This is a genomic window from Methanobrevibacter filiformis (genome assembly GCF_001639265.1).
GTDB classification, from domain to species: domain Archaea; phylum Methanobacteriota; class Methanobacteria; order Methanobacteriales; family Methanobacteriaceae; genus Methanacia; species Methanacia filiformis.
Genome location: NZ_LWMT01000074.1, coordinates 1 through 4,382, shown reverse-complemented (window position 1 = coordinate 4,382; position 4,382 = coordinate 1). Strand labels below are relative to the sequence as shown.

The following is a 4,382-nucleotide window of genomic DNA, read 5'->3' as shown; positions in this document are numbered from 1 at the left end:
TACCAAGACACCTGAAAAAAATATACAAGACAGAACAAGGAATAACAACCTATTTAGATCTTCAAAGAATAAAATGGGAGCAAGAAAGAGGAAAAATTATCTCAACCATGAAGTTTTTGACATAGCCATTTTGGTGATAGTGTAGGGATTGCTGAAGTAGATGATCCTGAAAGTATAGATGTTCAAGAGCTAAAAGATAGTATTCATTTTAAAAAAGAGCTGTATTAAATGATATTCCTTGAAACAAGCTTTATAATTAATGAACATATTAGTAATATTTCTTTTCATCATGTTTTTATACGTCCTTAAATCACATTATTAAAAAATTTAAAGCCAAATAATCAGTAGTAAGCAACTCCCCAACCTGTGAAAATGAAAAAACCTATGCAAATAACTAAAATGAAACCAATTATAGAAAGGATGCCAAAGCCCCATTTATATTCAGTGAAAATTCTAGAATTTTCAAATTCAGAATCAGAAAACCTAGAAACATAAAACCAGAATATAGATATAAGGATTATTTGAACTGAATGTAATAAAGCCTCTGAAGAACCATGTAAATCATTGAAATAGACTAAATAATAAAATAATACACAACAAACTATAATATCTAAAACGGATTCTTTAAAAGTTGGAGTGTTATGATTTTCAGGAAAATTAGAAGTTGCTGTTAAAAAAAATCCTAAATATGAAGCACTTACAAAAATGTAAAAAATATTAATATTATGACCAAAATAAAACAATGAAAATATGAAAATAATAGATATACATGTTAAAAGAATTTTTTCCATAGTAGAATCTCTTGCATAATACCCACAAATCAAAGAAGGATTTAAAACAAAAATAAATACCTGAATCAAAACTATTAATAAAGATAGGTTATACCACCACCAGTTATAATCTGCTAAAAAATAAGCCATAACTTGCGTAAACATAAAAGCAATAAATAAAGGGAAAAATAGCTTCTTTTCATTACTTGTTAATAACATTATAATCACCATATTAATATTTACTTGGAATCAAATTCTGAAAATTTACATATTATATTAATCATCTGCTTCCTCTTTCTTATTAAGCTTCATGAGATATTCAGAAATCATATAATAAAAACTCAATATCTTCTTCATACTTACCTAACAAATTTAAAATAAAATCCTGTGAATTCTAATTTTAACACCATCATGATCATCATCTAATGATTCATCAATAGCATTCCAATATCACCTATAAAATAATACTCCTATTCTACTAACATCTTTAAAATCATTAAACCTTTCAAAATCTTCAGCCATCATTTCATCAATACTATCAAATAAACCCATAAATAATCACAACCTTAAAGGACTTTTCAACTAATGTACACTTTTTATTCGCATGAAACAAACTTTTAAAAAAGTTTGAACAAAAGCTATTTCAAAAAATAAGCAATTTAAATTAAGAAATGCTTTCACTAACATGAAACAAACTTTTAAAAAAAGTTTGAACAAAAGCTATTTCAAAAAATAAGCAATTTAAATTAAGAAATGCTTTTATTAACATTAAAAAATCTATTTCTATCTGTTCTTAGGATTATTCCTATCAAGTAAAGTGAAATGTTTTAAATATCATATTATCAGAATTAAGTTCTGAAAGATTATTTGAATCAAGAACCAAATTATAAACAGAATTACTCTTTATAAAAGAAACAGAACGAATTATATAATATATGAAATTGTGGGGAAAAATTTCCCAATCTTATGCAACTCCTCAATATAATTCTGGTCATTGTCCTTTCAACTCTTTCAATCTTTTTTTAGCTTCATCACATTCAGGTTCAATTTCTAAAACTTTATTAAAATTTTCAATAGCTTGTGGAATTCTGTCAGTTTTTTCAAATATTCTGCCTTGATAATATAAGGCAAATTCATCATTAGGAATATGTTTTAAAGATCTAAGATGATACTTCTCAGCTTCTTCATAATTACCTAAAAGATAATAAAGTGTACCACAAAAAGAAACCTCAGTATAATTATATGGTGCTGATTTAAGACCTTGCAGTTCTAAATCAAGTGCTTTTTCTAAATCTCCTAACATATAACAATTAAAAGCATAATGAAAAAACGATTCTTCTTTAATTAACTTAAGTTCTTTATAAAACGAAAGTTTATCTCTAACATATAATTGCTTTTTCAAATCAAGTTTTGAGTTAATAATTTTGTCAAAACATTTGTTAGATTCTACGAATTTTTGCTTATCTTTAAATATAATTCCTTTAATATATAAAAAAGTCCATGACTCTTGAAATTCAGGGGGAATAGTAGAAATTAAGTCATATGCTTTATCTAATTCATTTAAATAAAATAATTCTGCAGCCTTATTTAATTTTAAATAAAAATAATTAGGCTTAAGTTTAAGACATTTATTCCACCCTTTTAGAGCATGTTTATATTTATTCATATTATGATAGTTAATAGCTTTATTAAAATTTGCATCAAAATAATCAGGATTTAGCTTAATTGCATTATTAAAACAATTAAGGGCTTCATCATACTTTTCAATAGTGCCAAAAGCCACTCCTTTATTATCCCATGCTTTTGGAGAGTTTGGATAAATTTTAAGAATTAAACTATTAAAATAAATCCCAAATTCATGTCCCCATCCTAAAATACCAAAAAATATTAGTAGAATAGTGTAAATACCAAATATAATATTTGAGAAAAATTTTTTAAGATTCATAGAAATACCTCATGAGATATAAGTATATTTAAATTTAACTAATGTCGTTTTATATATTTAGGCAAATATGTAACTTTAATAGTATTATCAGATCTCTTTGGACCTAACATAGTACCTCTGTCACTTGGGACAGTTAATGTATAATCTCGCCCTATTTTTAAATTAGGGTTAGCTAGCACGTCTTTATAATTGTAAGGATTATAATTATTCCTATTTTGTGGGGTAGTAGAAGATTTTGGAGGAGATAGGAAATACTCTCGTAAAGTCCAATACATAACATCAGAAGAACCAGTTAGAACTAAACCCAGTACCAATATAGATACAATATAACACTTAACTCTTTCCGAACCATTTACTTTTTTGCAGCGATCGAATGATTTAAAATATTCTCCATTACGATACATATTAGTTACAAAATTTAATTTACTTCTTTCTGCTCTACGTTTTCCTCCTGATCGAGCTAAATTAATTAGAACTTTAGTAAATGCTTCACCTAAATCCATAATTCCTTTTTTTATACCATTTAGTATCTCATCTCTAGTGCTTTCTGGAATCAATCCGATAGCTGCAAGAGCACAAATCGCGAGAACCACTATTAAAATAGCTCCTCCTCCTATAAGCTCCTCAACTCCAGTGAATCCTCCTTTTATTTGTTTTTGTTTAGCAGTTGGAACTGGTTTTCCTTTCTTTTCAGTTGATAGCGCATAACCACTGTATAACATTTTAAAATCTTTCATAGTGAGTTTAATAGGACCAAATATTGGATCACTAATTGTAACATATTTATCATTGACAGATAAAATATTAACATAATGTGTGTATGATTTCCATTTTAAAAGAGCAATATCTCCTTTTTTGAGTTTATTTGCAGAAATCTGAATTGGATTTAATTTAAGACTATGCTTATTGGCTACTTTTTTCATCATATATAATGAGGTTAATCCTTTTTTATTAGGCTTTAATTCTTTCGTTAATTTAGATTTGCTTACAAACACTCCTTCAGATGCTAAAGCTGTTTGTAATGTGTTAGGACCACAATATGGAGGATAGTTACTACTATTTCTTACAATACGTACCTTTGAATGATATACATTATTGGACTTTTTCAAATCATATACTGAATTTTTAACTGAAACAGTATTATTAACTGTACCATGGAAATTTGAAGAAGTTAAACCTCTGATGTAAATTATAATCTGTTTATTTTTATTTATTTTACCAATATTAATTGATCTTTTGAATTTTTTCCATTTAATGCCATTTAAAGAATAAGAAGCGGATCCTAACTTAGGGAATTTTGCTGACAACTTAGCATCTAAAGCATCTCCAGGTCCATTATTTTTAATATAAATAGAATAAGTTAACAAACTAAATTGACCAACAGGATTAGGAGTAGCTATAACAACGACTTTTAAATCACAGGGTGGTGTGAAAATTTTTTCTAGCTTTTGATTGTCTATTTTTGCTGTGAATTTGTAGATTGGCCATTTTTTGCCTGTTTTTATTGTTACTGTTGCTTTATTGTTCTTTAGGATTATTTTTTTGCTTGATATTTTTAGGGATTTCCATGCTAATTTGGTTGTTTTTACTTTTTTCACTTTTTTAGTTTTTGGATCTTTTTTCTTTACTGTTATTGTCTTTTTGTATTGTTTGTAGAATCCAAATTG

Annotated in this window: 3 protein-coding genes; all 3 read right to left on the bottom strand. The window is 26.8% G+C overall.

Features of this window, described 5'->3' with window-relative positions; genetic code table 11:
• Positions 1 to 341: 341 nt before the first annotated feature.
• The gene (locus MBFIL_RS02680; protein WP_066971234.1) at positions 342 to 989 is read right to left on the bottom strand and encodes a hypothetical protein; all 648 of its coding nucleotides are present in this window, start codon (positions 987 to 989) and stop codon (positions 342 to 344) included.
• A gap of 772 nt (positions 990 to 1,761) precedes the next feature.
• Positions 1,762 to 2,715 (bottom strand): tetratricopeptide repeat protein, encoded by a 954-nt coding sequence (locus MBFIL_RS02675; protein WP_066971232.1) that lies wholly within the window; start codon positions 2,713 to 2,715, stop codon positions 1,762 to 1,764.
• Between the two features lie 38 nt (positions 2,716 to 2,753).
• Positions 2,754 to 4,382 (bottom strand): cysteine peptidase family C39 domain-containing protein (locus tag MBFIL_RS02670; protein ID WP_066971230.1); only part of this gene is annotated, 1,629 nt, incomplete at its 5' end.

Coding starts and splice junctions, on each gene's coding strand:
- MBFIL_RS02680 (WP_066971234.1), bottom strand. CDS start 989: ATGTTATTAACAAGTAATGAAAAGAAGCTATTTTTCCCTTTATTTATT.
- MBFIL_RS02675 (WP_066971232.1), bottom strand. CDS start 2,715: ATGAATCTTAAAAAATTTTTCTCAAATATTATATTTGGTATTTACACT.